Source organism: Bacillus sp. cl96 (genome assembly GCF_900100505.1).
Classification (GTDB): domain Bacteria; phylum Bacillota; class Bacilli; order Bacillales; family Bacillaceae_G; genus Bacillus_A; species Bacillus_A cereus.
This window is the reverse complement of sequence record NZ_FNDM01000006.1, coordinates 21,063-45,235: the sequence shown is the minus strand read 5'-3', so window position 1 is coordinate 45,235 and position 24,173 is coordinate 21,063. Positions and strand designations below refer to the sequence as shown.

The window sequence follows — 24,173 nt, the reverse complement described above, 5'->3', positions numbered from 1 at the left end:
TAAATTCCTCCCAATCTGTTTTATAACTGTTTACAACTTAATTATAAAACAAATTTTGGTAACGTGCTTGCCAGAAACGTTACAGAATTTTGAAAACTCTGTTTCAATTCATTTTAGTTGTAATTGGAGCGAGAACTTGTTACATATGAAGTATAGCAATTTAAAAGGGGGCAGTTTTGTGAGACATGCGCTCATTACAGCCGGTACGAAAGGTTTAGGAAAGCAAGTAACAGAAAAGTTATTGGCTAAAGGCTATTCAGTAACAGTAACGTACCATAGCGATATCACGGCTATGGAAACGATGAAAGAAACATATAAAGATGTGGAAGAGCGTCTACAATTCGTGCAAGCGGATGTCACGAAAAAGGAAGATTTACATAAAATAGTAGAAGAAGCGATGAGCCGTTTTGGCAAAATTGACTTTTTAATTAATAATGCTGGTCCATATGTATTTGAACGAAAAAAGTTAGTTGATTATGAAGAAGATGAATGGAATGAAATGATTCAGGGAAATTTAACAGCGGTATTTCATTTATTAAAACTTGTCGTTCCGGTCATGAGAAAACAGAACTTTGGCCGTATTATTAATTACGGATTTCAAGGGGCGGATAGTGCACCGGGATGGATTTATCGTTCAGCTTTTGCCGCAGCGAAAGTAGGACTTGTTTCATTAACGAAAACAGTTGCTTATGAAGAAGCGGAGTATGGTATCACTGCGAACATGGTATGTCCTGGTGATATTATTGGCGATATGAAAGAGGCAACTATTCAAGAAGCACGTCAGCTGAAAGAGCATAACACACCGATTGGTAGATCTGGAACAGGTGAAGATATTGCAAGAACCATTTCGTTTTTATGTGAGGACGATTCCGATATGATTACCGGTACAATTATTGAAGTGACTGGTGCAGTGGATGTTATTCATAGACATCGATAGAATAAAATAAGATGAAGTTTCGAATAATTGGACAGTTTATCCATTGTGCTGAGAGGTGCGGATAATACTGTCCTTTAATATAAAATTAAATCTATCGGAAAACTCGTGTTATTTTTTTGTCAAATATTGAGATATTATGTTAAAATATAAGAGCGTAGAAAGCGCTTTAAAAAATGATTCAGGGGTCATTTCATAACTCAAGGGGGAACTAATCATGCGTATCGGTATTCCAACAGAAATTAAAAACAATGAAAACCGTGTGGCAATGACGCCAGCGGGAGCAGTACATTTAGTACAAAATGGTCACGAAGTTTTTGTTCAAAAAGGAGCAGGTTTAGGATCTGGCTTTACAGATGAAGAATACGTACAAGCTGGTGCGAAACTTGTAGAAACTGCTGAAGAAGCATGGAATCAAGATATGGTTATGAAGGTAAAAGAGCCAGTAGCAAGTGAATACGGCTATTTCCGTGAAGGCTTAATCTTATTCACATACTTACACTTAGCTCCAGAACCAGAATTAACGAAAGCATTAATCGATAACAAAGTTGCATCAATCGCATACGAAACAGTACAATTAGACAATCGTTCTTTACCATTACTTGCACCTATGAGTGAAGTGGCTGGTCGTATGTCTGCACAAATCGGTGCACAATTCCTTGAGAAAAACAAAGGCGGTAAAGGTATTTTACTTGCAGGCGTTCCAGGGGTAAAACGCGGCAAAGTAACAATTATTGGCGGTGGTCAAGCTGGTACAAACGCAGCTAAGATTGCAGTAGGTTTAGGTGCAGATGTAACAATCATTGACTTAAGTGCAGAACGCCTTCGTCAATTAGATGATATTTTCGGTAACCAAGTAAAAACATTAATGTCTAATCCATACAACATTGCAGAAGCTGTTAAAGAATCTGACCTTGTTATTGGAGCAGTATTAATTCCGGGTGCAAAAGCGCCAAAACTTGTAACTGAAGAAATGATTCAATCAATGGAACCAGGTTCTGTCGTTGTAGATATCGCGATTGACCAAGGTGGTATTTTCGAAACAACTGATCGTATTACAACTCATGACAACCCAACTTACGAAAAACATGGCGTTGTTCATTATGCAGTTGCTAATATGCCAGGTGCAGTTCCACGTACGTCAACTCTTGCATTAACAAACGTAACAGTACCATATGCAGTACAAATTGCTAACAAGGGCTACAAAGAAGCTTGCTTAGGCAACACTGCATTATTAAAAGGTATTAACACATTAGATGGTTATGTAACATTCGAAGCAGTTGCGGAAGCTCACGGCTTACAATACGCTGATGCAAAAGAGCTTCTTGAAAAAGCTCCTGCTTTATCATAATAGAAATACATTTGAGACCTTCCTTTTCGTGAGGAGGGTCTTTTTTATATGGAGAAATAACATGTGAATAATTGTTATTTATTGGTGTAAATCATTTTTTATTATGATAATTTAGAATTATATAATAAAAAGAGGGGATTCAATGGGGAGTAAAAAGAGGAAGAAAAAGCAAGCAAAGAGACAAAAGTACATAAAGAAAAAACAGGAGCAGAACATACCTTTTTCACAAAAAGTAGTCATTACAATAGAGAAAACATTTCGGTATATTTGTATGTTCTTGTATGTGATTTTTTGTGTGTTTTTATGTGGGATGGTTAAATGTTTGGGGATAACCCCTAATGTTATTGAAGGTATTTTTGGCGTTATGCTTGTTATGGTAGAAGGAATCTTATTCTTTATATTATTTGATAAGGTTTGGCCTAGTCATGAAAGTAAAAAAGATAGAAAAAGAAGCAAAAAATCTTCATACGCTTCAAGCTCATCAAGTGGATTCGGTGACTACAGTAGCAATGACTGTAGTAGCTCAAGTGATGGTGGAGGAGATTGCGGAGGTGGTGGAGATTAAGTTAGTTTTTTAGAAGAACGACTAATGAAAGGATGGGACGAAAGATGGAGACTGTGAACTTAATAGAATTAACAAAGGATATTAAAGATCAACATAAAAACTTCGTCGTTTCAAATATAAACAGTCATTGCTTACGAATCGCTGTATTTACTGGTGAATATGATTGGCACTATCATTCTAATTCGGATGAATTATTTATTGTGTTAGAGGGAGAATTACTTATTGATTTTGAAGATGGAGAAACAGCGGTTTTAAAGCCAAATGATTCAATCTTAATTCCAGCATGTAAGATTCATAGAACGAGAGCATTAAAGAGAACTGTAAATCTTTGTTTTGAACATATAGAGGCGGATACGATTAAAGTGGAGCAATTATGAAAAAATTATCCGTAGCCGAGTATAGAAAAATCCTTCCGATTTTAGAAAGTCATACAAAAACGACGACGTTTGCTTATGCGGTATGTGATCAAGTGATAGATGGTGAGGTTTTTGCAAACGAGAAATTAACAGCAGGATTAATTATTACAGCTAACGGTATCTATTATTTATTTGGTGATACTGATGATCAAAATTATAACGAAGAGTTATTTTCATATTTAAAAACAGCTATTGAGAAAACAGAGAAGAGATTTACACTCTTTACTTCAAGTGAAGATTGGGAAATGATGTTAGAAGAGCGTTTTAGTAATACACTTCGGAACATCCCGCGAATGAAATTTCAAAGAGTAACCTTTGAGGAGAGAAAACGAGATTTTAACAAAAATACATATGAAGTGAAGCGTATTGATAGAAGAGATATAGAGCGAAGCAGTGAATTTAAAGAGGAGTACTACAAAGAATATTGGGGATCAAAAGAAACGTTTTTGAATAGTGGTTTTGGATTTTGTATAGAACAAGATGGGATAATTGTAGCTGAATGTGTCTCGATATTTAGCGGGAATGGTTATGCTGAAATAGATATTGCAACACATGAAGCGCATCAAGGGAAAGGATTAGCTCAAGCTGTTGCAACACGGTTCATTGAACATTGCATGCAAAATGATATTATACCGAGCTGGGATTGTTATGTAGACAATATTCCTTCGCGAAAATTAGCTAGTAAATTAAGTTTTTATCATCCAATAGAATACAGTTTGTTTGTACGTAAGAAAACGGGGGAAGAAAAATGAATGTAGAATTAACGAGATTTAAAGTTAAGCCTGGTAAGAGTCATCGAGTAAATGAATGGATGCAGCTTCTGAATGACAATATGAAAGAAGTACTTTTGACATTAAACGACGAAAAGATGTACGTTGAGACAATTTTCCGGGAAATAAGAGATGGAGAAGAGTACTTATATTGGTATTCTGTGCAAGGAGAAGGTGGGGCTCTTGTCGAAAATTCTCATTATGAAATTGATAAAAAGCACTTGGAATTTTGGTATGAGTGTATTGATGAAGAAGCACCCTCTGTTGATATGAAAACAGAAGTCGTTATGATTCAAGATGTTGTGAAGGACGCGATGAAATAATAGAATAGTATTTCAGAGAAGCGCATCAAAATGGATGTGCTTTTTATTATGAAACAATTTATAAAAGCTGCATTTGGATGTCTTTAAGTGAAAATAAAGAGGGATACTGAGAATATTTTAGGATAAACTATAAAGTGAAACTTTAATCAGTGTGGGGTTCATCCCCCATCTAACTTCTTGCTTCCGCTGAATTTTGATGTGAGGTCTTACTGCCCGTTAATGCGGGATAAAGAAATAAAAAACACCAAACCAAAAGACCTACCAATATACGGTGTAGTCGTAACAGGCAAAACAGAGGATTTACAAAGTTTACAAGGAGCACCATATATTAAGGCTGCTGTAAGAGGTGTAACAGTTGAGAAATATTGATTACAAGCAATTAATGTGAATAATCAGAAAATTTATGTTATAATATGGGAAAAGGAGGTTTATATGAGGCAAATACATGGAGCAATTTATATTTACATAACAATGTTTTTCGTGGCGGTATCCTATGGATTGGGGCACGTGTATTCGCATCCTATACTAACTTTTTTAAGCGGAGCATGTATGGCGTTTGCGCTTCTTGTCCACCTTTTCTCAGTTTGGATCGTGAAATTTCAATTAAATATTAGTGAAATAGAAGAAGGCACTTTTTGAGTGGCCTTCTTTTTTTAATAATATTTTGGAAGTTCTTGTAGCAATTTTTCAATTTCGCATTCTGTTTCTTCGCATATAGAAAGCTTGCGCAGTCTGAAAAATAAGCTGCGTAAGAAAGATTTTATATTTCCGTATAGAAACTCGTATGATTCAATATGTAATGTTTGTTTTTGAACGGGTAATTGAGCTACTAAATCACGAAGGGCTAATATGAGTGCTTCTTCCTTTAAGCCATTTTGTAGCATTGCGACAATCGGATAAACGATACGTTCATCTTCTTCATATTTGTAATAGATGGAATGAACACAAACTTTGTTTAATAAAGTTTGTAATATTTCTTCGTAATATAAAGTTTCCAGTTTAGGACTATTCACAAGCGCCTCAAATGTATCAGAAGCATGAGCGATACTATGTGCCCAGCCGTGTTTTTGCACATATCCCCGGAAATCATGTTCGTTGTTCATATATAGAATTAGTTGATCTTTTACATTTGAAATATCAGTCTGTGATAAGAAATTATGATTTGTATCAGCATCAATAATGAGGGCGATTAATAATGTTGTAAATGCTCGGGTAAATACCGCATCTTCATCATCTGAATGAATCTTATACAATAAATATTTTTCACCGATGCTTTCTAATAATAGTTTCTGTAATTGTGTGTGTGAAAGATATTCCTTCTTGATGAGATGAAAAAAAGTAGAGTAGATGAGTTTGTCCCTTAAATAGCTATCAGTATCGCCAATTTGCTCAAGCATATTGGAACTTAAAGAATCAATGTTAAGTGTGTTATCCAGTATGTAATTATTATTACGAATTTCTTCTAACTGTTGTTGTAACATATAAACCCCATATTTTAGAAAATTCTGTATTTTAATAGTATAATAGAAGGAAGAAATAGACAATAAATAAGTGCATTTGAATGGAGGGGCATGATGAAGAGAGCGTTATTCTTTTTCATTAGTATTTTCTTTTTAGGAAGCTGCTCGATTTGGTATTTTACTTTTTCTAGCGAGAGCAAAAGTTGGACTGGACAATATAAAGGGCATATTAAGGATGACAGTGAAGATGGAATGTTTACGTTTCAATATAAGGGCGGGGATGGAAAGACAGAATTTAAAAACTTAGAGATTGCTATTAATGGAGCCTTTAGTACAATGACACAAACGTCAGAAGTTCATAGAGGAGCAAAGGTTGAAATGAAGTCTTCTTGTGTAAGTTGCGCGCCTATCTCTAAAGATGAACCTATAGAAGTTGTGATTAAATGGGATGATAAGTATGAGGAGAAGATGGTGTTAAATTTGAAATAGCCTAGAGTAAGGAGTTAAAAATGAATAGGCATATGAAAATTGTTATGTTTTTAAGTGTATTTCTAGTCGTATTATCAGCGTGTGATACAAAACAAGTAGAGCAAGTAACGGTAAAAGAAGTACCTAAAGAAGGGTATATCATATTAAGAAATGACACGATGTTTTTTGCCGATGATAAAACGGTTGAAACAAAAGTAGAGTTGCAACATTATATAGAACAACAAATGAATAAAGAGCATCCAGCACATATAGTCTTGAGCTTTAAGGACAAAGACGCATATAAACAGTTAAAAACAGGGGATAAAATAAAAGTATGGTTTTCTCAAATACTTGAAAGTTATCCAGCAAAAATGATTGTAGAGAAATTTGAAATAGTAGGGAAATAGAAAAAGGCAGCACTCCCGCTGCCTTTTTCTATTATTTTACAAATTGTAACTCTTTCGGGAATTTCGTTAAAATTTCTGATCCGTCTTTTGTGATGTAAATATCATCTTCAATACGAACGCCACCTACGTTTGGTACGTAAATACCAGGTTCGATTGTGAAGACCATACCTTCTTTTAATGGAGACTCGTTACCAGCTTTTACATCTGGATATTCGTGTACGCTAATTCCAAGTCCATGACCAAGTCGGTGTGGGAAGAAGTCTCCGTAACCTGCATCTGCGATAACAGAACGAGCAGCGTTGTCGATTGCGCCAAGTGTAACACCTGGTTTACATGCTTCAACTGCTTGTAGTTGTCCAGCAAGTACAGTGTTGTAAATACGAGTTTGTTCTTCAGAAATCTCGCCGAATGCCACTGTACGTGTAATATCAGAGCAATAACCGTCAATGATTACGCCTAAATCAAATAGTACGAAATCACCGCGTTTCATTTTGTTTGCGCCAGGAATACCGTGTGGAAGAGCTGAGTTCGCACCTGCTAATACCATCGTATCAAATGACATTTTATGTATGCCTTTTGTTTTTAATTCGTGTTCAATAATTGCTAATACTTCTAGTTCACTACGATCTTCTTTAATTGCATTTACACCAACTTCAACAGCATAGTCCGCCATTTTAGCTGCTTCGCGTAAAATAGAAAGTTCTTTTTCATCTTTAATTAAACGAAGTTCGCGAACTTTCTCCTCAGCTGATTTGAAAGCTGCATTTGGGAATAATTTCGTTAATTCTTCGTAGCGCTCTACGTTTAAATGTTCTTTTTCAATTGCAACTGCATTTGCATTGATGCCGCGGTCTTTAATTGCTTTTGCAATCATATCCCATGGTCTGTCAGTATCAGTAAATCCGATAATTTCATGTGCCCAGCCAGCGTTACGTGCTTGACCTTCTTCCATTTTAGGGCAAATTAAAATAGGTTCTTTTTCTTGGAATACAAACATACCAAGTAATCTTTCGTGTGGTTCACAGTGGAAGTTTGTCATGTAGAAGACGTTTGGTGTAGAAGTTAAGAACGCAGCTTCTACGTTTTTTTCTTTTAGCCATTGCATTAAATTTTCTAATCTAGCATTCATCGATTGGCACCCCCGAGATATTTAATTACAAATATAACTTTAACTCGGAAGAAAGCGTTATGACAAGTAAATAGATGTTAGAAAAGACAGGGAATTGAAAAATCATGTAGAATACAAAGTGAGAATGTGAACAGGGGAGGAATGTAATAATGAAAGTATCTTATCATGGACATTCAGTTGTGAAAATTGAGGCGAATGGAAAAGTTATTTTAATTGACCCGTTTTTAACAGGTAATCCGAAAACAGATTTAAAAACTGAAGATGTAAAAGTGGATGCAATTCTTTTATCGCATGGACACGGTGATCATGTTGGAGATACAGTAGAACTTGCGAAGAAAAATAATGCAGTTGTTGTAGCGCCATTTGAACTAGCAACATTTTTAAGTTGGCAAGGTGTAAATACACACCCGATGCATATTGGTGGTTCACATGAATTTGACTTCGGAAAAGTGAAGTTTACACAAGCATTCCACGGCTCTAGTTATATTGATGAAGAAAATAAGACGATTACATATACAGGTATGCCAGCAGGTATTTTATTTACAGCAGAAGAGAAAACTGTATACCACGCAGGAGATACTGCACTATTCTCTGATATGAAGTTAATTGGGGAATTAAATAAAGTTGATCTAGCATTTTTACCAATTGGTGATAATTTCACAATGGGGCCAGAAGATGCTGTACTAGCAGCAAAATGGATTAATGCGAAAACTGTTGTACCGATGCATTACAATACGTTCCCAGTTATTGAACAAGATCCATATCAATTTGTAGAAAAGCTACAAAATTGTACAGGGAAAGTATTAGAAGCTGGAGAAAGTATTACACTATAGAAAAGAAACCCTTCATTTGAAAAGAAAAGTGAAGGGTTTTTTACGTGTGTAGGACAGCTTTTAATGCTTGTATTTGTTTTGGTGATTCTTCTCTTTTGGTACGTGGTTGTTCAGGTGTTTCATTCAATTCCATTGCAACTTTTTTCCCATCTACGAAAGCTAAAAATACAGCACCTACAACCTCTAAAAGTTTTTTCATTATGTGTTCGCTCCTTTGTTTTATTTCTTGTCTTAATTGTATAGGCAATTAAGTGGGCGAACTATCGAATGAGATGACAATAGCATTACATTGTTGTAATAGAATGACTGGTGGAATGTAAGCGTCATTTTGTTATAAAAAAAATAGTACAGGTATGCAAAGAGAGAGTGTAACAGTTTTGAAAATATAGTATACTAAAAGTACAACACATGAAGAATTTAGGGAAAAGAAAGTATGGTGAAACCATTTGGCTACCAAGCATAACCAAATTTTAGAACATATTAATAGCCTGCCAGTAGGCCATAAAATTTCTGTAAGACAAATTGCGAAAGATTTGAGTGTAAGTGAAGGGACCGCTTACCGTGCAATTAAAGATGCAGAAAATAAAGGATATGTTAGTACAATTGAACGTGTCGGAACAATTCGAATTGAACAAAAGAAGAAAGAGAATATCGAAAAACTGACATATGCAGAAGTCGTTAACATTGTCGACGGTCAAGTACTTGGAGGCAGAGAAGGACTACATAAAACATTAAATAAATTCGTAATCGGAGCTATGAAATTAGAAGCGATGATGCGCTATACAGAAGCTGGGAATTTACTCATTATTGGTAACCGTACCAATGCACATGAATTAGCGCTAGAAACTGGAGCCGCTGTATTAATTACGGGCGGATTTGATACGGAAGATCATGTGAAGAAATTAGCAGACGAATTAAAGCTGCCGATCATTTCAAGTAGCTACGATACATTTACGGTCGCAACGTTAATTAATCGTGCAATTTATGACCAACTTATTAAGAAAGAAATTGTACTCGTTGAAGATATTTTAACGCCAATTGAAGAAACGTTATATTTAAAGCCGAGTGATACAGTACAGCAATGGCATGCATATAACGAAGAGACAATGCACGGAAGATATCCAATTGTCGATGAAAGTAACAAAGTACTAGGAATCGTAACTTCAAAAGATATGATCGGAGTAGCGAAAGAAACACCAATTGATAAAGTAATGACAAAACACCCAATTACAGTGAACGGTAAAATGTCTGTCGCAGCTGCGGCACGTATGATGGTGTGGGAAGGAATTGAATTACTTCCTGTCGTTGAGGAAGGAAACAAACTGCAAGGTATTATTAGCCGTCAAGATGTACTTCAGGCACTGCAAATGATTCAACGTCAGCCACAAGTTGGAGAAACCATTGATGATATTGTAACGAATCAATTTATGACACCAAAAGAAGCGAAGAATGAGCATCTATATCAATTTTCGGTGACGCCGCAAATGACGAACTCAATCGGGACGTTATCGTACGGTGTATTTGCAACAATTGTGACAGAAGCGACAAATCGCGTCATTCGTGCGCAAAAGAAAAGTGATTTAATTGTTGAAAACTTAACGATTTATTTCGTAAAGCCGGTTCAAATTGATAATGTTGTATCTGTTCATCCGAAAGTATTAGAAATTGGACGTAAATTTGGTAAGGTCGATGTAGAGGTGCATCATGAAGGTAATGTTGTTGGAAAAGCATTACTTATGGTTCAGTTAATCGATAAATAAAAAGATGGAACAAATCGTTTTGATTTGTTCCATCTTTTTTTGTTGTTTTAAATTTGAAAGGCATGATTTTAGATGGGAGTTTTAGTGAAATATGTATGGGATGGAGTGGAAAAGTAATGTGAGAAAAGACGGAATAATAATTCAATTCAGTTGTATATTGTGTTATGATTATATTGTAAGAAAATGGAATCGCGAGAGGTGGTATGCATTATGTCGTCAGCCGTACTCTTTTTTGGTAGTATCGCACTATTTTACTTTCTTGTAATGATACCGATTCAATATTTATATTTACAAGGTTTACATGAAAAAAAGGAAAAGACAGGATTATCTCAGCGAGAGTTATATGAAAAAATGTCTTTTGGAGAAGAACAATTACATTTTCACGTACAAGGGAACCCATTTAATATACCATCTGCGTTTGTTGCGTATATGATTTTGAAAGTTAAGGGACGTAAAAAAGCATCACAATATTGATGCTTTTTTACGTTGCTTCATAGACTTCAGCTTCTTTAACTGCTAATGGCAAGAAATGTTTGTATTGGCGAAACCCGTTAAATACACTTGCACTACCAAATAGAACGAATAAAACACCAACGATAATACGAGCGGTTGAAAGTTCTAAAAAGAATTGGTTTATCCCGAAAAATAAAACGAATGAACCGAGTGCCATTGCGGATTTTCCTGAGAGCCAACCTTTCTCCATTGGGCGGTTTGTACGAAAGTATTTTGTTTTGTAAAAGAGGTACAACATAAATGAGACGATAATACAGAAGACTAATACTGGCATAATGAACACTCCCATCGCTTTGTGAAAAATAATAGAAAATAAAAAGAAATATCCAAACTTTCTAACTTTTATTATAAAGCAATTGTTCGCATGTATGAAATACTTTCCGTTATAATGGAGGATAAAGTGAAGAAGTTGATTAAAAAGGAGATTATACATATGCATGAGCAAATTTTAGGAGCAATTAAAGAGTTTGATACAATTATTATTCATCGCCACGTGCGTCCGGATCCAGATGCGTTAGGTTCACAGGGTGGTCTTGGTATAATTCTACAAGAATCGTTTCCAGAGAAAAATATTTATACGGTTGGGTACAATGAACCGTCACTAGCATACTTACGAGTAATGGATGATATTGAAGATAGTGTATACGAAAATGCGCTTGTTATTGTTTGTGATACTGCGAATCAAGAACGTGTTGACGATCAACGCTATACAAAAGGGAAGATGTTAATTAAAATTGATCATCATCCAAATGAAGATCCGTATGGAGATATTACGTGGGTAGATACGACAGCGAGTTCTACAAGTGAAATGATTTATGAGTTTTATAACTATGGAAAAGATAAAGGATTAAAAATAACAAAAGAAGCAGCCCGCCTTATTTTAGCAGGAATTGTTGGAGATACAGGTCGTTTCTTATTCCCGAATACGACAGCAAAAACACTTCGTTACGTAAGTGAGCTTGTTGACATGGGTGTGAAATTCACAGATTTATACAATGAGATGTATAAGACAAAAGAAAAAATTGCTCGTTTAAACGGTTATATTTTACAAAACTTTACGATGGTAGAAGAAGGAGCAGCTTACATTAAATTAACGAAAGAAGTATTAGAAGAGTTTGATGTACTTCCTTCTGAAGCATCTGGTGTTGTTGGAGCGCTTGGCAATATTGATGGATTAAAGGCGTGGGTTCTATTTTTAGAGGAAGACGACGTAATTCGTGTTCGTCTTCGTTCAAAAGGACCAGTTATAAACAAATTAGCAATGCAATATAACGGCGGGGGGCATCCGATGGCTTCTGGTGCGAAGGCATCTTCTTGGGAAGAAGCGGATCGTCTTTTTGCTGATTTACGTGAGATTTGTAAATAAGAGACTATATGTTAGAACGAAAAGAAGGAGCGGCGCTAAAGCCCTCCTTCTTTATTTTTCTTTCTCTATAGTAATGCTAATTTCAAGCACTGTATCAAAAGATATTGTATCGACTTTAAAACGGTATAGCCGATCGTAATGTTTGTACGTTTTATTTTCGATTACCTTTTTAAGTAGGTCTTTATTTTTTGCGATACTTTGAATGTTTTTCGTTAAAAGATGTTGGAGGTCATTATGGATAGATGTAGTCATATTTTCGAGTGTGAGATTGTCTAAATCGTATTTTTCTCGATTGATAAGTTTTATTTTAATCTCTTGAATGGTTAAGAGCCGTTTATTTTCAGTGTTCAATTTTTCTTGATCTTCGAGAAGGACGTGGAGCTTTGCTTCTTGTTTTTCTATAATTTCTCTTTGTTCTGCTATTTTACTAGCTTGTTCTTCTTGAAAAACACCGTATATGTACAAAAAAATAAACCAGCTCAACACGCCTCCAACAGCAGCCCCAGCTAATACTAAGTACCATCTTTTTGCTGTATTGGCACTTGGTACTCTCATACATGTTCCTGCGTTAGCCATTTAATAATAATGAGACCTGTTTGCATACCACCAGTTGCGAAAAAAATAAGGAGAATTTGCTTTACGATATCTTTCATATCTCCGCCAAAGAAACTTCTTTCAAAGCTATAAAAGGTATCGAATGTTCCGCCGATTGCTGCAACGAGTGCCCAAATTCTTAAATTTTGGGCGAATTGATTAATGTAAGTTAGAGCTGGTTTTCCGATAAGAAACGCACCAAATCCACCAATTAATGAACCGCCAAGTATAACCCCAAAGGCAATAAAATAACTAATAATAAGCAGAGAGAAAAAAGTATGTTCTCTTACATCCATCGTCATTCCCCTTTCTTCTTCATATATATGGACAAAGTATAAGAAGTATGTTTTGATTTCCACTTTCCTCATCACCTATAATAAAAGTAGTCAAATAGGTAAAGAGAGGGTACAACAGTGAAGTTTGTGCATTTACAATGTCAAACCGTTTTTAGTTTATTAAAAAGTGCTTGTAAAATTGATGAGCTTGTAGTCAGGGCGAAAGAACTCGGTTTTTCATCGCTGGCTATTACGGATGAAAATGTTATGTATGGCGTTATTCCGTTTTATAAAGCATGTAAGAAACATGGTATACAGCCCGTTATTGGATTAACCGCTTCTATTTTTAGTGAAGAAGAAGAAAGGTCTTATCCGCTTGTATTACTTGCTGAGAATGAAATAGGCTACCAAAATTTATTAAAGATTTCTAGCAGTATTATGACAAAGTCCAAAGAAGGTATTCCTAAGAAGTGGCTTGCGCATTATGCGAAAGGATTAATTGCAATTTCACCAGGTAAAGATGGCGAAATTGAGCAATTATTACTAGAAGACAATGAGAGTCAGGCTGAAGAAGTAGCTCGCACGTATCAAAATATGTTTGGCCATTTTTATATGAGTTTGCAGCATCATGCGATTCAAGATGAGTTGCTTTTACAAGAGAAACTACCTGAATTTATTAGTAGGGTTAATATTCCAGTCGTTGCAACAAACGATGTGCGCTATATCAATCAAAGTGACGCGCTTGTTCACGAATGTTTACTATCTGTTGAAAGTGGAACGAAAATGACTGATCCAGATAGGCCGAGGCTGAAAACAGATCAGTATTATTTAAAGTCATCGGATGAAATGGAAGCACTATTTTCCCATGCGCCGGAAGCAATCCAAAATACAATAAAAATTGCAGAGCGTTGCCAAGTAGAAATACCGTTCCATGTAAATCAACTTCCGAAGTTTCCTGTTCCGTCTAATGAAACGAGTGATATATACTTGCGTCGTGTTTGTGAAGAAGGTTTGCGGAAACGATATGGTGAACCGAAAGAAGTGCATATAAAGCGTTTGGATCATGAATTAAATGTTATTTCTCGTATGGGATTTAGTGATTATTTCCTCATCGTATGGGATTTTATGAAGTATGCACATGAAAATCATATTCTAACAGGACCAGGTCGTGGATCGGCAGCTGGTTCACTCGTTTCATACGTATTAGAAATTACAGATATTGATCCAATTGAATACGATCTATTATTTGAAAGGTTTTTAAATCCTGAACGTGTGACGCTTCCCGATATTGATATTGATTTTCCAGACGTAAGACGTGATGAGATGATTCGCTATGTGAAAGATAAATACGGTCAGCTCCGTGTTGCGCAAATTGTAACGTTTGGTACGCTTGCAGCAAAAGCGGCAATTAGAGACATTGCCCGCGTAATGGGGCTTCCGCCGCGAGATATTGATATATTTTCAAAACTTATTCCATCAAAGCTTGGTATAACGTTAAAAGATGCATATGAAGAATCACAATCACTTCGTGAGTTTATACAAGGGAATCTTCTGCATGAGCGTGTATTTGAAATCGCAAAACGTGTAGAAGGTTTACCACGTCATACGTCTATTCATGCGGCTGGTGTTATTATGAGTCAAGAACCGCTAACAGGAAGTGTAGCAATTCAAGAAGGACATAACGATGTTTATGTTACGCAATATCCAGCCGATGCGCTAGAAGAACTTGGTTTGCTTAAGATGGACTTTTTAGGATTACGTAATTTAACGTTACTTGAAAATATTATAAAATTTATCGCGAACAAAACAGGGAAAGAAATCGATATAAGAAACTTACCTCTTCAAGATGAAAAGACGTTCCAATTATTAGGCAGAGGGGATACAACAGGTGTATTCCAGCTTGAGTCGGGTGGTATGCGAAATGTACTTCGCGGGTTAAAACCGAATGAGTTTGAAGATATCGTAGCTGTTAACTCGTTATACAGACCAGGACCGATGGAACAGATACCGACTTTTATTGAATCGAAACATGGAAAAAGAAAAATTGAATATTTACATCCGGATTTAAAGCCAATTTTAGAAAGAACATACGGCGTCATTGTATACCAAGAACAAATTATGCAAATTGCATCGAAGTTAGCTGGTTTTTCGCTCGGAGAAGCAGATTTACTGCGCCGTGCGGTGAGTAAAAAAAATCGTGATATTTTAGATCAGGAACGTAAGCATTTCGTCCAAGGATGTTTGCGAAATGGTTATGATGAGACATCCGCAGAGAAAATTTACGATTTAATTGTAAGATTTGCGAATTACGGTTTTAACCGAAGTCACGCTGTAGCTTACAGTATGATTGGATATCAGCTTGCCTATTTGAAAGCGAATTATACGCTGGAATTTATGACGGCATTATTATCAAGCGCAATTGGAAATGAAGATAAGATTGTACAGTATATACGAGAAACGAAGCGGAAAGGTTTTCACGTTTTGCCACCGTCTCTTCAGAGGAGTGGCTACAACTTCCAAATAGAAGGGAATGCGATACGTTACAGTTTACTTTCGATCCGAAATATTGGAATGGCTACAGTGACGGCATTATTAGAAGAACGAGAGAAAAAAATGTTCGAAGATTTATTTGAATTTTGTCTTCGTATGCCGTCAAAGTTCGTAACGGAGCGTAATTTAGAAGCTTTCGTCTGGTCGGGATGTTTTGACGATTTTGGTGTTTCGAGAACGAATTTATGGAAAAGTATTAAAGGGGCGTTAGAGTACGCGAATCTCGCACGTGATTTAGGAGATGCTGTTCCAAAATCAAAATATGTACAAGGAGAAGAGTTATCTTTTATTGAACAACTAAATAAAGAGAAGGAAGCACTTGGCTTTTATTTATCAAGTTATCCGACAGCGCAATATGTGAAGTTAGCAAAAGAATTAGAAATTCCATCTCTCGCTCAGGCGATGCGACACAAGAAAAAAGTACAAAGAGCTATTGTGTATATAACAAGTGTGAGAGTGATTCGTACGAAAAAGTTTCAAAAGATGGCATTTATTACATTCTGTGATCAAAATGATGAAATGGAAGCGGTCCTCTTCCCGGAAACGTATATACATTTCTCGGATAAGTTGCAAGAAGGAGCAATTGTTTTAGTTGACGGTACGATTGAGCTAAGAAATCATAAGCTGCAATGGATTGTAAATGGACTATATCCGCTAGAGGAAATGGATGTTTATGAAGAAAAGAAAGACGCATCTGTTTACGTGAAATTGCCGTCTCAGTATGAGAAAAAGCTTTTAAATCAGGTTACGAAAATATTGTTCGACTATTCAGGTTTTGCGAAAGTACTAATTTATTATGAAAAGGAACATAAAATGGTACAATTATCTCGGAGTTTATCGATTCATCCAAGTGAAGAATGTTTAGGAGCACTTCGTGAAATTGTCGGGGAAGAAAATGTAGTTGTGAAAATATAATGGACAATTTCCCTACACTTCGATTATTATAGTAGTAGTGTTCGTGGTCAGACCACTTGGAGAAATTGATATCAGCAAGAATAATTTGAGGAGAGTGGATAGTTTGTCAACACTTCGTGAAGAAGCACTTCACATGCATAAAGTGCATCAAGGAAAATTAGAAACTGTATCAAAAGTAAAAGTAGAAAATGCAAAAGATTTAAGTCTTGCATATTCTCCAGGGGTTGCAGAACCTTGTAAAGAAATTTATGACGATAAAAGTAAGGTATATGAATATACGATGAAGGGAAATATGGTAGCAGTTGTGACAGATGGAACAGCTGTACTTGGTCTTGGTAACATTGGACCTGAAGCATCTCTTCCAGTAATGGAAGGTAAAGCTGTATTATTCAAGAGCTTTGCTGGTGTAGATGCATTCCCAATTGCCTTAAATACAAACGATGTAGATAAAATTGTTGAAACTGTAAAATTAATGGAGCCAACTTTTGGCGGCGTTAACTTAGAAGATATCGCAGCACCAAACTGCTTCATTATTGAAGAGCGTTTGAAAAAAGAAACAAATATTCCTATCTTCCATGATGATCAACACGGAACAGCTATTGTAACAGTAGCAGGTCTTGTAAATGCACTGAAATTAGTTGGAAAGAAAATGTCTGACATTAAAGTTGTCGCAAATGGCGCAGGTGCAGCAGGTATTGCAATTATTAAACTTTTATATCGCTATGGTGTACGCGACATTATTATGTGTGACCGTAAAGGCGCAATCTATGATGGTCGTCCTACAGGTATGAATCCGGTGAAGGATGAAGTTGCAAAATATACAAATAAGAATCGTATAGAAGGTTCTTTAGCTGATGTTGTACAAGGTACGGACGTATTCATTGGTGTATCTGCAGAAGGTGCATTAACAGAAGAGATGGTTCGTACAATGAATGACGATGCGATTATTTTTGCAATGGCGAATCCAGTTCCAGAAATTATGCCAGAATTGGCAAAAGCAGCGGGCGCAGCTGTTGTTGGAACAGGTCGTTCTGACTTCCCGAACCAAGTAAATAATGTACTGGCGTTCCCTGGTATTTTCCGCGGTGCACTTGACGTACATGCGACACAAATTAACGAAGAAATGAAGATGGCAGCTGTACAGGCTATTGCTGAGCTTGTAGCAGAAGATGAGTTAAATGCAGACTATATCATTCCGGCACCATTTGACGCGCGTGTAGCGCCTCAAGTAGCGGCTTACGTTGCAAAAGCAGCAATGGAGACAGGAGTAGCTCGCCGTCAAGTAGATCCAAATGAGATCGCTGAAAAAACAAAACAATTAGCGCTGATTGGTAAAGAATAAGCGAGGAATTTCCATTGACATCATCAAATACAAAAGTATATCTCGAAATTGTAAAAAAAATCCGTTCCATTATGGAAGAGGATGGTTTGGTGGCGGGGGATCGTTTGCCGTCTGAGCGTGAGTTAAGTTCACGCTTAAACGTAGGACGTTCCTCTGTAAGAGAAGCATTGCGTGCTTTAGAACTGGTAGGATTGATTGAAACGAGACGTGGTGAAGGGACGTTTATTCGAAACTTTTATGATAACGGTCTTGTACAATTAATTGCCCCGTTCTTATTGCAAGATGAGAAAACAATTCGTGATTTATTACAAACGAAACGATTACTTGAGAAAGATATGATTCGAATTGTATGTAATTTACCGAAAGAAACGTTTTCTAAAGTACTAAGTAGATTACACCAAGTACTTGAAGGAAATGAAAGCTCAGTCCCAACGCTTCATCAAACGTTCTTTAAAACACTTATTGAACAAGTCGATAATTATTTACTATATCGCATTTGGATGATCGTAAATGATTACGTAGCAACTCTTTCTTGTAAAGTTTCAAGAGATTCTATCGATATGTATAGAAAGCTTTATGCTACTTTGGAAGAAAAACAAGAAAATGATGCACTAAAAATTTACGATGAATTAGTAGAGAATATACAGTTTCACTCGTAATGTATAAAATTTGTCGAAATGACCATGACACGTTATGACAAACATTCTACCGCTTAGCGGTTAAAGTTAAACGTAAAGAGTGAGGTTATTAGACAGATTGAGAAGATAAGGCTAACATCAAACTTTGGTGTTAGCCCCATTTTCTTCTTACGCTAACCTTAGCTCTCAACGAAGGGGGTCAAATTGTGCTAAGAGATTTATTCGTGAAAAAGAAAAAGTACGCTGCAATACCTTCAGAACAAGTACGAAAAGATGTACCAGATGGCGTTATGACAAAATGTCCGGAATGTAAAAAAATCATGTATACGAAAGAACTTCTAAAAAATTTAAAAGTATGTGTGAATTGTGGATATCATCATCCTATGAATGCATGGGAACGTCTTGATAGTATATTGGACGAAGGGTCATTCCGTGAGTATGACAAAGAAATGGTTTCATTAAATCCACTCGAGTTTCCAGGTTATGAAGAGAAACTAGAGAGCGATCGTAAGAAGACTGAATTGAACGAAGCGGTTGTAACTGGTGAAGGAACAATTGATGACATGCTTGTTGTTGTTGCAGTAATGGATTCTCGTTTTCGAATGGGGAGCATGGGCTCTGTAGTAGGAGAAAAAATCGCCCGTGCGGTTGAAAAGGCGTACGACTTACAAGTTCCATTTATTATCTTTACTGCTTCGGGTGGTGCCCGTATGCAAGAAGGTATATTAAGTTTAATGCAAATGGCAAAAACAAGCGTAGCTTTGAAAAAGCATAGTAATGCAGGAGGATTATTTATTTCTGTTATGACTCACCCAACGACGGGCGGGGTTTCAGCGAGTTTCGCTTCACTTGGTGATTATAATCTTGCAGAACCAGGTGCACTTATCGGATTTGCTGGTAGACGTGTAATTGAACAAACGGTGCGTGAGAAACTACCAGAAGATTTCCAAACGGCAGAATTCTTACTAGATCATGGTCAATTAGATGCGGTGGTGCATCGTGATGATATGAGAGAATCACTTCGCAAGATTTTAGAAGTTCATCAAGGAGGGGAAATGGCTGTATGGCAGAGCTAGAATTTGAAAAACCAGTTGTTGAGCTAAGAAATAAGATTCGTGAACTGAAAGACTATACGAAAAACAGCCAGATGGACTTCAGCGAGGAGATTCGTATTTTGGAAGAAAAGCTAGAAAATTTAGAGGAAGATATATACGGCAATCTGAAAGTATGGGACCGTGTTCAAATTGCTCGTCATGCAGAACGACCGACAACGCTCGATTATATTGAGCACTTATTTACTGATTTTTTCGAATGTCATGGAGATCGTCTATTTGGCGATGATGCAGCGATTGTCGGTGGCATTGCGAAATATAAAGGGATGCCTGTAACTGTAATTGGGCATCAGCGCGGAAAAGATACGAAAGAAAATATTCGCCGTAACTTTGGAATGCCTCATCCAGAAGGATATCGAAAAGCATTACGTTTAATGAAGCAGGCGGAAAAGTTTAATCGTCCTATTATTTGTTTTATTGATACGAAAGGAGCTTATCCTGGTAAAGCTGCTGAAGAACGTGGTCAAAGTGAAGCTATCGCCCGCAATTTATTTGAAATGGCAGGTTTAACGGTACCTGTTATTTGTATCGTTATCGGCGAAGGTGGTAGTGGTGGTGCGCTAGGCCTTGGAGTTGGAGATTACATTCATATGCTAGAAAATTCCACTTATTCTGTTATTACACCAGAGGGTGCAGCGGCAATTCTTTGGAAAGATGCAGGAAAAGCAAAGGAAGCTGCAGAGGCAATGAAAATTACAGCAGCAGATTTGAAAGAATTAGGTGTAATTGACGAAATTATTCCAGAAGCAAGAGGCGGAGCTCACCGTAATATTTTGAAACAGTCAGAAAATATAGACTTAATGATTCGAAAAACTTTTGAACAATTAAACGGAATTTCGAAAGATGAATTAATCGAAAAACGTTATGAAAAATATATGAAAATTGGGCAAGTTTCGTTTTCAAACGCTTCCATTTGGATAAAATAAGAAAAGCGTGCGTTCCACTTCGCGAATGCACGTTTTTATTATGAAAAGACACATCTTCTCCATTGTATTTTTATATTTTTTCGTGTTATTTTATTATAAGGCAAATAATCTTTATGAGGTGAGTACAAATGAAACGTATTGGTGTATTAACAAGTGGTGGAGATTCACCTGGTATGAATGCTGCCATTCGTGCAGTTGTTCGTAAAGCGATTTTCCATGATATTGAAGTATATGGTATTTACCATGGATACGCTGGATTAATTTCTGGTCACATTGAAAAATTAGAACTTGGTTCTGTTGGCGATATTATCCACCGCGGTGGTACAAAATTATATACAGCAAGATGTCCTGAGTTTAAAGATCCAGAAGTACGACTAAAAGGTATCGAGCAATTAAAGAAACACGGTATCGAAGGACTTGTTGTTATTGGTGGAGATGGTTCTTACCAAGGCGCTAAAAAATTAACTGAACAAGGATTCCCATGTGTTGGTGTACCAGGTACAATCGACAATGATATCCCTGGAACAGACTTCACAATTGGTTTCGATACAGCTTTAAACACTGTTATTGATGCAATTGATAAAATTCGTGACACAGCTACATCTCATGAACGTACATATGTTATCGAAGTAATGGGACGTCACGCTGGTGATATCGCATTATGGGCTGGTTTAGCTGATGGTGCGGAAACGATCTTAATTCCAGAAGAAGAGTATGACATGGATGATGTTATCGCTCGTCTGAAGCGTGGTAGTGAACGTGGTAAAAAACACAGTATTATCGTTGTAGCTGAAGGTGTTGGAAGTGCAATTGACATCGGTAAGCACATTGAAGAAGCAACAAACTTTGATACTCGTGTAACTGTATTAGGTCACGTACAACGTGGTGGATCACCAAGTGCACAAGACCGTGTATTAGCAAGTCGTCTTGGCGCAAGAGCAGTTGAATTATTAATTGCTGGTAAAGGCGGACGTTGTGTAGGTATTCAAGATAACAAACTTGTTGATCATGACATTATCGAAGCGTTAGCTCAAAAGCATACAATCGATAAAGACATGTATCAATTATCTAAAGAATTATCCATCTAATCGGCGTAATGTCAGATATTTGGGAACGGTTTCATAATTTTCGGAGGTGCAATATGCGTAAAACTAAAATTGTATGTACTATAGGTCCTGCTAGTGAAAGTATTGAAAAATTAGAGCAATTAATCGAAGCAGGTATGAACGTTGCTCGTTTAAACTTCTCTCATGGTAGCCATGAAGAGCACGGAGCTCGTATTAAAAACATTCGTGAAGCTTCAAAGAAAACTGGTAAAACAGTTGGTATCTTACTTGATACAAAAGGTCCAGAAATCCGTACTCACGACTTCGTAGACGGACAAGCTGAGCTTGTAACAGGTGCAGAAGTAGTTCTTTCTACTGAGCAAGTATTAGGTACTGCAGAGAAGTTCTCTGTATCTTATGCTGGTCTTTATGACGATGTAGACCCAGGTTCTCGTATTCTAATCGATGACGGTCTTATCGAACTAGAAGTAATCGAAAAAGCTGATGGAAACATCCGTACAAAAGTTCTTAACAGCGGAACTGTAAAAAATAAAAAAGGTGTTAACGTACCAAACGTAAGCATTAAGCTTCCTGGTATCACTGAAAAAGACGTAAAAGATATCATCTTCGGTATCGAGCAAAAAGTTGATTTCATTGCAGCTTCATTCGTACGTAAAGCGTCTGACGTATTAGAAATCCGTGAATTATTAGAAGAGCATAACGCTCAATACATCCAAATCGTACCAAAAATCGAAAACCAAGAAGGTATCGACAACATCGATTCAATCTTAGAAGTTTCTGACGGTTTAATGGTAGCTCGTGGTGACATGGGTGTAGAAATTCCACCAGAAGAAGTACCGTTAGTACAAAAACGTCTAATTAAAAAATGTAACGTGTTAGGTAAACCAGTTATTACTGCAACACAAATGTTAGATTCTATGCAACGTAACCCACGTCCAACTCGTGCGGAAGCAAGTGACGTAGCTAACGCAATCTTCGATGGTACAGATGCAATCATGCTTTCAGGTGAAACAGCTGCTGGACAATACCCAGTAGAAGCAGTAACAATGATGGCTAACATTGCGGTACGTGTTGAAAAATCATTACAATATGAAGATATGTTCAAAAAACGTATTAAAGAGTTCACTCCAACAATTACAGATGCAATTAGCCAATCTGTTGCACATACAGCACTTGCTCTTGATGTAGCTGCAATCGTAGCTCCAACAGAAAGTGGATATACTGCGAAAATGATCTCTAAATACCGTCCAAAATCTCCAATCGTAGCTGTAACATCTGACGAGCAAGTAGGACGTCGTCTTGCGCTTGTTTGGGGTGTACAAGCATTTATGGCTGAGAAGCGCGCAGCTTCAACTGACGAAATGTTAGATACAGCAATTCAAACAGGTATGGATGCAGGCCTAATCGGACTTGGAGATACTGTAGTGATTACTGCTGGTGTTCCAGTTGCTGAAACTGGTACAACAAACTTAATGAAAATCCACGTTGTTGGTGAAGAAATTGCTAAAGGACAAGGAATCGGTCGTAAAGCTGCAAAAGGTAAAGTAGTTGTAGCAAAAACAGCTGCTGAAGCTGTAGCGAACGTAAACGAAGGTGATATCCTTGTTACAACAAGCACTGATAAAGATATGATTCCTGCAATCGAAAAAGCTGCAGCTTTAGTTGTAGAAGAAGGTGGCTTAACAAGCCATGCAGCTGTTGTAGGTGTATCAATCGGTATTCCTGTTATCGTTGGTGTAAACGGCGTAACAGCAACTTTAAAAAATGGCCAAGAAGTAACAGTTGATGCAGCACGCGGAATTGTTTATAATGGACATGCGGAAGTGCTATAAGTAATACGGAGAGAAGGATCGGAGTCCTTCTCTTTTTTTTACACAAAAACGAGATAAAATTAGCTTAAAGCGCCTAGAATTGCTTTTAAAAGCTGTTTGTTATGGGTTTTAATATGAAAGGGTATCTATATTTCATATGATGTATATAGGCATTGTGAGGGCGTTAAAAGTGAGATGTGAGAGAGGTGTAGAACTATGAAGTGGTTACTATTCTTGTTTATTTTAATACCGGCGATTGAGATTACGGTCTTAATTGGATCAAGTCATGTAATAGGTTTATGGTCTACGTTCGCTATGATTGTATTTACAGGTGTTGTAGGTGTGTATTTGGCGAAAAGACAAGGGTTTAAAGTGCTTGGAGAGATTCAATCTAAGTTGAATAGAGGGGAAATGCCAGGTGAGGCGGTACTAGATGGTATTTTTGTATTTGTAGGAGGTATTCTCTTAGTGCTTCCTGGGTATGTGACAGATATGCTAGGGTTTATCTGCGTGATCCCTATTACGAGAGCTTTATTGAAGCCGCTTGTTATGAAGTGGATGGAATGGAAATTTAGAAAGAATTCTACTATTATTATTCAGAAATAGCACTTAGATTGTAGAAATCTAAGTGCTATTTTTTTTGTCTTG

At 36.8% G+C, this 24,173-nt stretch carries 27 protein-coding genes and 1 pseudogene; 22 read left to right on the top strand and 6 right to left on the bottom strand.

All coding sequences use genetic code 11. The features are described 5' to 3' along the window. The first annotated feature begins 145 nt into the window (after nucleotides 1–145). The 8 genes and pseudogenes from BLT20_RS14930 to BLT20_RS14895 all read left to right on the top strand — a co-directional run bounded on the left by BLT20_RS14930 (nucleotide 146) and on the right by BLT20_RS14895 (nucleotide 4,998). Nucleotides 146–937, top strand: coding sequence for an SDR family oxidoreductase (locus BLT20_RS14930; protein WP_002024902.1), 792 nt, complete (start codon nucleotides 146–148; stop codon nucleotides 935–937). A gap of 214 nt (nucleotides 938–1,151) precedes the next feature. Next, the gene (gene ald / locus BLT20_RS14925; protein ID WP_001219403.1) at nucleotides 1,152–2,285 is read left to right on the top strand and encodes an alanine dehydrogenase; all 1,134 of its coding nucleotides are present in this window, start codon (nucleotides 1,152–1,154) and stop codon (nucleotides 2,283–2,285) included. A 142-nt stretch (nucleotides 2,286–2,427) separates the two neighbouring features. Next, nucleotides 2,428–2,850: a hypothetical protein gene (locus BLT20_RS14920; protein WP_000534935.1), complete on the top strand. Its 423-nt coding sequence runs from the start codon at nucleotides 2,428–2,430 to the stop codon at nucleotides 2,848–2,850. A 44-nt stretch (nucleotides 2,851–2,894) separates the two neighbouring features. Further along, entirely contained in the window at nucleotides 2,895–3,227 is a 333-nt protein-coding gene (locus BLT20_RS14915; protein ID WP_000450925.1) for a cupin domain-containing protein, read from the top strand. Further along, on the top strand, nucleotides 3,224–4,018 hold the full coding sequence (locus tag BLT20_RS14910) for a GNAT family N-acetyltransferase (protein WP_000736743.1): 795 nt from the start codon (nucleotides 3,224–3,226) through the stop codon (nucleotides 4,016–4,018). The genes BLT20_RS14915 and BLT20_RS14910 overlap by 4 nt, the downstream gene beginning before the upstream one ends. After that, nucleotides 4,015–4,359 carry a DUF6176 family protein gene (locus tag BLT20_RS14905; protein ID WP_001100217.1) on the top strand — a complete coding sequence of 115 codons (345 nt, stop codon included), beginning with the start codon at nucleotides 4,015–4,017 and terminating at the stop codon, nucleotides 4,357–4,359. Before BLT20_RS14910 ends, BLT20_RS14905 begins: the two co-directional genes overlap by 4 nt. Nucleotides 4,360–4,587: 228 nt before the next feature. Next, nucleotides 4,588–4,728: pseudogene (locus tag BLT20_RS30210) on the top strand (anti sigma factor C-terminal domain-containing protein); the annotation flags it as partial. 63 nt (nucleotides 4,729–4,791) lie between these two features. After that, on the top strand, nucleotides 4,792–4,998 hold the full coding sequence (locus tag BLT20_RS14895) for a hypothetical protein (protein WP_001248908.1): 207 nt from the start codon (nucleotides 4,792–4,794) through the stop codon (nucleotides 4,996–4,998). Between the two features lie 14 nt (nucleotides 4,999–5,012). Here BLT20_RS14895 and BLT20_RS14890 read toward each other — a convergent pair whose 3' ends face one another. Continuing rightward, nucleotides 5,013–5,840: a DUF2785 domain-containing protein gene (locus BLT20_RS14890; protein WP_000941475.1), complete on the bottom strand. Its 828-nt coding sequence runs from the start codon at nucleotides 5,838–5,840 to the stop codon at nucleotides 5,013–5,015. Nucleotides 5,841–5,933: 93 nt separating this feature from the next. Here BLT20_RS14890 and BLT20_RS14885 point away from each other — a divergent pair, with 93 nt between their 5' ends. Then, entirely contained in the window at nucleotides 5,934–6,308 is a 375-nt protein-coding gene (locus BLT20_RS14885) for a hypothetical protein (protein WP_000816717.1), read from the top strand. A 20-nt stretch (nucleotides 6,309–6,328) separates the two neighbouring features. Continuing rightward, nucleotides 6,329–6,694 (top strand): DUF3221 domain-containing protein, encoded by a 366-nt coding sequence (locus tag BLT20_RS14880; RefSeq protein ID WP_001079377.1) that lies wholly within the window; start codon nucleotides 6,329–6,331, stop codon nucleotides 6,692–6,694. Nucleotides 6,695–6,725: 31 nt separating this feature from the next. Here the strand turns inward: BLT20_RS14880 and pepQ are convergent, their stop codons facing one another. Next, nucleotides 6,726–7,823: a Xaa-Pro dipeptidase gene (pepQ, locus tag BLT20_RS14875; protein WP_000994026.1), complete on the bottom strand. Its 1,098-nt coding sequence runs from the start codon at nucleotides 7,821–7,823 to the stop codon at nucleotides 6,726–6,728. Between the two features lie 149 nt (nucleotides 7,824–7,972). Here pepQ and BLT20_RS14870 point away from each other — a divergent pair, with 149 nt between their 5' ends. After that, nucleotides 7,973–8,656, top strand: coding sequence for a metal-dependent hydrolase (locus BLT20_RS14870; protein ID WP_000868927.1), 684 nt, complete (start codon nucleotides 7,973–7,975; stop codon nucleotides 8,654–8,656). Nucleotides 8,657–8,696: 40 nt separating this feature from the next. Here BLT20_RS14870 and BLT20_RS14865 read toward each other — a convergent pair whose 3' ends face one another. Continuing rightward, nucleotides 8,697–8,855, bottom strand: a complete 159-nt coding sequence (locus BLT20_RS14865) for a hypothetical protein (protein WP_000734566.1) — start codon at nucleotides 8,853–8,855, stop codon at nucleotides 8,697–8,699. 247 nt (nucleotides 8,856–9,102) lie between these two features. On the opposite strand from BLT20_RS14865, the gene BLT20_RS14860 reads away from it, so the two are divergent. After that, the gene (locus BLT20_RS14860; RefSeq protein WP_000201572.1) at nucleotides 9,103–10,416 is read left to right on the top strand and encodes a CBS domain-containing protein; all 1,314 of its coding nucleotides are present in this window, start codon (nucleotides 9,103–9,105) and stop codon (nucleotides 10,414–10,416) included. A 210-nt stretch (nucleotides 10,417–10,626) separates the two neighbouring features. Continuing rightward, nucleotides 10,627–10,890 carry a DUF3949 domain-containing protein gene (locus BLT20_RS14855; RefSeq protein ID WP_000093045.1) on the top strand — a complete coding sequence of 88 codons (264 nt, stop codon included), beginning with the start codon at nucleotides 10,627–10,629 and terminating at the stop codon, nucleotides 10,888–10,890. A 7-nt stretch (nucleotides 10,891–10,897) separates the two neighbouring features. Here the strand turns inward: BLT20_RS14855 and BLT20_RS14850 are convergent, their stop codons facing one another. Beyond that, nucleotides 10,898–11,203: a YtpI family protein gene (locus BLT20_RS14850; protein ID WP_001144776.1), complete on the bottom strand. Its 306-nt coding sequence runs from the start codon at nucleotides 11,201–11,203 to the stop codon at nucleotides 10,898–10,900. A gap of 159 nt (nucleotides 11,204–11,362) precedes the next feature. Here BLT20_RS14850 and BLT20_RS14845 point away from each other — a divergent pair, with 159 nt between their 5' ends. Next, a complete protein-coding gene (locus tag BLT20_RS14845; protein ID WP_000545127.1) occupies nucleotides 11,363–12,295 on the top strand; it encodes a DHH family phosphoesterase in 933 nt (310 codons plus the stop codon). A 51-nt stretch (nucleotides 12,296–12,346) separates the two neighbouring features. Here the strand turns inward: BLT20_RS14845 and ytrI are convergent, their stop codons facing one another. Both ytrI and BLT20_RS14835 read right to left on the bottom strand, forming a co-directional pair. Next, nucleotides 12,347–12,850: a sporulation membrane protein YtrI gene (gene ytrI / locus BLT20_RS14840; RefSeq protein ID WP_001265736.1), complete on the bottom strand. Its 504-nt coding sequence runs from the start codon at nucleotides 12,848–12,850 to the stop codon at nucleotides 12,347–12,349. Further along, a complete protein-coding gene (locus tag BLT20_RS14835) occupies nucleotides 12,847–13,260 on the bottom strand; it encodes a YtrH family sporulation protein (protein WP_002026415.1) in 414 nt (137 codons plus the stop codon). The genes ytrI and BLT20_RS14835 overlap by 4 nt, the downstream gene beginning before the upstream one ends. A 42-nt stretch (nucleotides 13,261–13,302) precedes the next feature. Between BLT20_RS14835 and dnaE the strand changes: the two genes are divergently transcribed. From dnaE to BLT20_RS14795, 8 genes are all read left to right on the top strand, one after another. After that, nucleotides 13,303–16,629, top strand: coding sequence for a DNA polymerase III subunit alpha (gene dnaE / locus BLT20_RS14830; protein ID WP_000673728.1), 3,327 nt, complete (start codon nucleotides 13,303–13,305; stop codon nucleotides 16,627–16,629). Nucleotides 16,630–16,762: 133 nt separating this feature from the next. Beyond that, complete coding sequence (locus tag BLT20_RS14825) at nucleotides 16,763–17,971, top strand: NADP-dependent malic enzyme (protein WP_161946891.1); 1,209 nt, start codon at nucleotides 16,763–16,765, stop codon at nucleotides 17,969–17,971. A 14-nt stretch (nucleotides 17,972–17,985) separates the two neighbouring features. Beyond that, complete coding sequence (locus BLT20_RS14820; RefSeq protein ID WP_000204448.1) at nucleotides 17,986–18,630, top strand: FadR/GntR family transcriptional regulator; 645 nt, start codon at nucleotides 17,986–17,988, stop codon at nucleotides 18,628–18,630. Between the two features lie 185 nt (nucleotides 18,631–18,815). Then, nucleotides 18,816–19,685 carry an acetyl-CoA carboxylase, carboxyltransferase subunit beta gene (accD, locus tag BLT20_RS14815; protein WP_000942856.1) on the top strand — a complete coding sequence of 290 codons (870 nt, stop codon included), beginning with the start codon at nucleotides 18,816–18,818 and terminating at the stop codon, nucleotides 19,683–19,685. Continuing rightward, nucleotides 19,673–20,647 (top strand): acetyl-CoA carboxylase carboxyl transferase subunit alpha, encoded by a 975-nt coding sequence (gene accA / locus BLT20_RS14810; protein WP_000818804.1) that lies wholly within the window; start codon nucleotides 19,673–19,675, stop codon nucleotides 20,645–20,647. Before accD ends, accA begins: the two co-directional genes overlap by 13 nt. 128 nt (nucleotides 20,648–20,775) lie before the next feature. Beyond that, nucleotides 20,776–21,735 carry a 6-phosphofructokinase gene (gene pfkA / locus BLT20_RS14805; RefSeq protein WP_000821157.1) on the top strand — a complete coding sequence of 320 codons (960 nt, stop codon included), beginning with the start codon at nucleotides 20,776–20,778 and terminating at the stop codon, nucleotides 21,733–21,735. Between the two features lie 53 nt (nucleotides 21,736–21,788). Next, entirely contained in the window at nucleotides 21,789–23,546 is a 1,758-nt protein-coding gene (gene pyk / locus BLT20_RS14800) for a pyruvate kinase (RefSeq protein WP_001232673.1), read from the top strand. A gap of 195 nt (nucleotides 23,547–23,741) precedes the next feature. After that, complete coding sequence (locus BLT20_RS14795; protein ID WP_000871628.1) at nucleotides 23,742–24,131, top strand: FxsA family protein; 390 nt, start codon at nucleotides 23,742–23,744, stop codon at nucleotides 24,129–24,131. Nucleotides 24,132–24,173 lie beyond the last annotated feature (42 nt).

Excerpts from the sequence above, each read along its gene's own strand:
- BLT20_RS14910 (WP_000736743.1), top strand. The coding sequence starts at position 3,224 with ATGAAAAAATTATCCGTAGCCGAGTATAGAAAAATCCTTCCGATTTTA.
- BLT20_RS14865 (WP_000734566.1), bottom strand. The coding sequence starts at position 8,855 with ATGAAAAAACTTTTAGAGGTTGTAGGTGCTGTATTTTTAGCTTTCGTA.
- BLT20_RS14850 (WP_001144776.1), bottom strand. The coding sequence starts at position 11,203 with ATGCCAGTATTAGTCTTCTGTATTATCGTCTCATTTATGTTGTACCTC.
- BLT20_RS14930 (WP_002024902.1), top strand. The coding sequence starts at position 146 with ATGAAGTATAGCAATTTAAAAGGGGGCAGTTTTGTGAGACATGCGCTC.
- pepQ (WP_000994026.1), bottom strand. The coding sequence starts at position 7,823 with ATGAATGCTAGATTAGAAAATTTAATGCAATGGCTAAAAGAAAAAAAC.
- BLT20_RS14920 (WP_000534935.1), top strand. The coding sequence starts at position 2,428 with ATGGGGAGTAAAAAGAGGAAGAAAAAGCAAGCAAAGAGACAAAAGTAC.
- BLT20_RS14825 (WP_161946891.1), top strand. The coding sequence starts at position 16,763 with ATGCATAAAGTGCATCAAGGAAAATTAGAAACTGTATCAAAAGTAAAA.
- BLT20_RS14915 (WP_000450925.1), top strand. The coding sequence starts at position 2,895 with ATGGAGACTGTGAACTTAATAGAATTAACAAAGGATATTAAAGATCAA.
- BLT20_RS14845 (WP_000545127.1), top strand. The coding sequence starts at position 11,363 with ATGCATGAGCAAATTTTAGGAGCAATTAAAGAGTTTGATACAATTATT.
- BLT20_RS14795 (WP_000871628.1), top strand. The coding sequence starts at position 23,742 with ATGAAGTGGTTACTATTCTTGTTTATTTTAATACCGGCGATTGAGATT.
- BLT20_RS14890 (WP_000941475.1), bottom strand. The coding sequence starts at position 5,840 with ATGTTACAACAACAGTTAGAAGAAATTCGTAATAATAATTACATACTG.
- BLT20_RS14895 (WP_001248908.1), top strand. The coding sequence starts at position 4,792 with ATGAGGCAAATACATGGAGCAATTTATATTTACATAACAATGTTTTTC.
- BLT20_RS14885 (WP_000816717.1), top strand. The coding sequence starts at position 5,934 with ATGAAGAGAGCGTTATTCTTTTTCATTAGTATTTTCTTTTTAGGAAGC.
- BLT20_RS14880 (WP_001079377.1), top strand. The coding sequence starts at position 6,329 with ATGAATAGGCATATGAAAATTGTTATGTTTTTAAGTGTATTTCTAGTC.
- BLT20_RS14855 (WP_000093045.1), top strand. The coding sequence starts at position 10,627 with ATGTCGTCAGCCGTACTCTTTTTTGGTAGTATCGCACTATTTTACTTT.
- pyk (WP_001232673.1), top strand. The coding sequence starts at position 21,789 with ATGCGTAAAACTAAAATTGTATGTACTATAGGTCCTGCTAGTGAAAGT.
- pfkA (WP_000821157.1), top strand. The coding sequence starts at position 20,776 with ATGAAACGTATTGGTGTATTAACAAGTGGTGGAGATTCACCTGGTATG.
- ytrI (WP_001265736.1), bottom strand. The coding sequence starts at position 12,850 with ATGAGAGTACCAAGTGCCAATACAGCAAAAAGATGGTACTTAGTATTA.
- ald (WP_001219403.1), top strand. The coding sequence starts at position 1,152 with ATGCGTATCGGTATTCCAACAGAAATTAAAAACAATGAAAACCGTGTG.
- BLT20_RS14905 (WP_001100217.1), top strand. The coding sequence starts at position 4,015 with ATGAATGTAGAATTAACGAGATTTAAAGTTAAGCCTGGTAAGAGTCAT.
- accA (WP_000818804.1), top strand. The coding sequence starts at position 19,673 with ATGGCAGAGCTAGAATTTGAAAAACCAGTTGTTGAGCTAAGAAATAAG.
- BLT20_RS14870 (WP_000868927.1), top strand. The coding sequence starts at position 7,973 with ATGAAAGTATCTTATCATGGACATTCAGTTGTGAAAATTGAGGCGAAT.